The organism is Klebsiella sp. MS 92-3 (assembly GCF_000195655.1).
In the GTDB taxonomy this organism is placed as follows: Bacteria; Pseudomonadota; Gammaproteobacteria; order Enterobacterales; family Enterobacteriaceae; genus Klebsiella; species Klebsiella pneumoniae.
Genome location: NZ_GL882724.1, coordinates 170,260 through 172,735, shown reverse-complemented (window position 1 = coordinate 172,735; position 2,476 = coordinate 170,260). Strand labels below are relative to the sequence as shown.

The window sequence follows — 2,476 nt, the reverse complement described above, 5'->3', positions numbered from 1 at the left end:
CCAGCCGTTTCTATACCAGCAACGCCAGCGGCGACCCGAGCGACAAAATTTTCCTGATGCAATACTTCTACTGGTAACAAGGAGCCGAGATACCATGAACTTCACCACTACGCTGACGCCGCTGGCCTGCGCGCTGATGCTGAGTTTTTCCGCCCATGCCGTCACCGCGCAGGCGTTTAAAAACGTCATCGACCGCAGCGGCGCGCCGCAGTATATGCAGGATTTCGACGCCGATGACCACCAGCGCTTCAACCCCTTTTTCGACCTCGGGGCGTGGCACGGCCACCTGCTGCCCGACGGCCCGGCGACCATGGGCGGCTTCCCCGGCCCGGCGCTGCTGACCGAAGAGTACATCAACTTTATGGCCACCAACTTCGATCGCCTGACGGTGTATCAGAACGGCAAAAAGGTCGATTTCACCCTGCAGGCCTGGAGCCTGCCCGGCGCGCTGAAACAAACGCTGACCGCCCCCGGCGTGAAGGTGGAGATGACGCTGCGCTTCGCCAGCGCCCACACTTCGCTACTGGAAACCAAAATCACCAGCAACACTCCGCTGAAGCTGGTATGGGATGGCGAACTGCTGGAAAAACTGGCCGCCAAAGAGGGTAAAGCGCTATCGGACAAAACCATTGATGAAACCTTCCCGGACTATCAGCGCCGTCTGAGCGCCACGCCCGACGGCCTGACGGTCAGCTTTGGCAAGGTTCGCGCCGCCTCCGACCTGATGACCTCCGGCGAATCGCAGTATCAGATCCACCGTTCGCTGGTAACCGAGACTCGTATCGACGGCCACCGCTTTATCAGCAGCGCGGAGATCCGCGGCTCCACCACCCTCTACACCACCTATTCGCACCTGCTCACCGCGGAGCAAGCGCGGCGGGAAAAAGCGCAGATCCGCGATATTCTGGCGCGCCCGGCTTACTATCTCACCGCCTCCGAACAGCGCTGGGACGGCTATCTGCAAAAAGGGCTCAGCAACCCCGACGCTACCGCCGAACAGACCCGCGTGGCGGTGAAAGCCATTGAGACGCTCAACGGCAACTGGCGCGCGCCGGGCGGCGCGGTGCATTACCACACCGTCACCCCATCCGTGACCGGCCGCTGGTTCTCCGGCAACCAGACCTGGCCGTGGGATACCTGGAAACAGGCCTACGCCATGGCCCACTTCAACCCGGATATCGCCAAAGAGAATATCCGCGCCGTCTTCTCCTGGCAGATTAAAGCCAATGATAAGGTGCGCCCGCAGGATGCCGGATTTGTGCCCGATCTGATCGCCTGGAACCTGAGCCCCGAGCGCGGCGGCGACGGCGGCAACTGGAACGAACGCAACACCAAGCCAAGCCTCGCGGCCTGGTCGGTGATGGAGGTGTATAACGTCACCAAAGATAAAGCGTGGCTGGAAGAGATGTATCCGAAGCTGGTGGCCTATCACGACTGGTGGCTACGCAACCGCGACCATAACGGTAACGGCGTGCCGGAATATGGCGCGACCCGCGATAAGGCGCACAACACCGCCGACGGCGCCATGCTGTTCACGGTGAAAAAAGGGCAAACCGAGCAGACGCTTTCCGGCCTTCGCGCCTACGAACAGGTGACGGCCAAAGGCGATTACGACAGCCTCGAAATTCCGGCGCAGGTAGCGGCGTCGTGGGAGTCCGGGCGCGACGATGCGGCGGTATTTGGTTTTATCGATAAAGAACAGCTGGATAAATACGTCGCCAACGGCGGCAAACGCAGCGACTGGACGGTGAAATTCGCCGAAAACCGCGACCGCAACGGCAACCTGCTGGGGTATTCGCTGCTCCAGGAATCGGTCGATCAGGCCAGCTATATGTACAGCGATAACCACTATCTGGCGCAGATGGCGACCATTCTTGGCAAAGCGGAAGAGGCAAAGCGCTATCAGGCGCTGGCGGCGAAGCTGGCGGATTATATCAATACCTGCATGTTCGACCCGCAGACTCGCTTCTATTACGACATTCGTATCGAAGAACAACCGCTGGCCAACGGCTGCGCCGGTAAACCGATCGTCGAGCGCGGCAAGGGGCCGGAAGGCTGGTCGCCGCTGTTTAACGGCGCGGCGACGCAGCAACATGCTGACGATGTGGTTTCGGTGATGCTCGACCCGAAAGAGTTCAACACCTTTGTGCCGCTGGGTACCGCCGCGCTGACCAACCCGGCCTTTGGCGCTGATATTTACTGGCGCGGACGGGTGTGGGTGGATCAGTTCTGGTTCGGCCTGAAGGGAATGGAGCGCTACGGTCATCGCGATGAGGCGCTGAAGCTGGCGGACGCCTTCTTCCAGCACGCCAAAGGCTTAACCGCCGATGGCCCGATTCAGGAGAACTACAATCCGCTGACCGGCGCCCAGCAGGGGGCGCCCAATTTCTCGTGGAGCGCGGCGCATTTATATATGTTGTATAACGAGTTTTTCCGTAAGCCGTAGCGTTTTCCCCTCACCCTAACCCTCTCCCCA

The 2,476-nt window shown here is 60.4% G+C and carries 2 protein-coding genes; both read left to right on the top strand.

The window, feature by feature from the left end; all coding sequences use genetic code 11:
• Window positions 1–77: hypothetical protein (locus HMPREF9538_RS32735; protein ID WP_323740373.1), on the top strand; the 77-nt coding region annotated here is incomplete at its 5' end.
• A 17-nt stretch (window positions 78–94) separates the two neighbouring features.
• Window positions 95–2,446, top strand: a complete 2,352-nt coding sequence (ygjK, locus tag HMPREF9538_RS23875) for an alpha-glucosidase (RefSeq protein ID WP_020317093.1) — start codon at window positions 95–97, stop codon at window positions 2,444–2,446.
• Window positions 2,447–2,476: the final 30 nt, after the last annotated feature.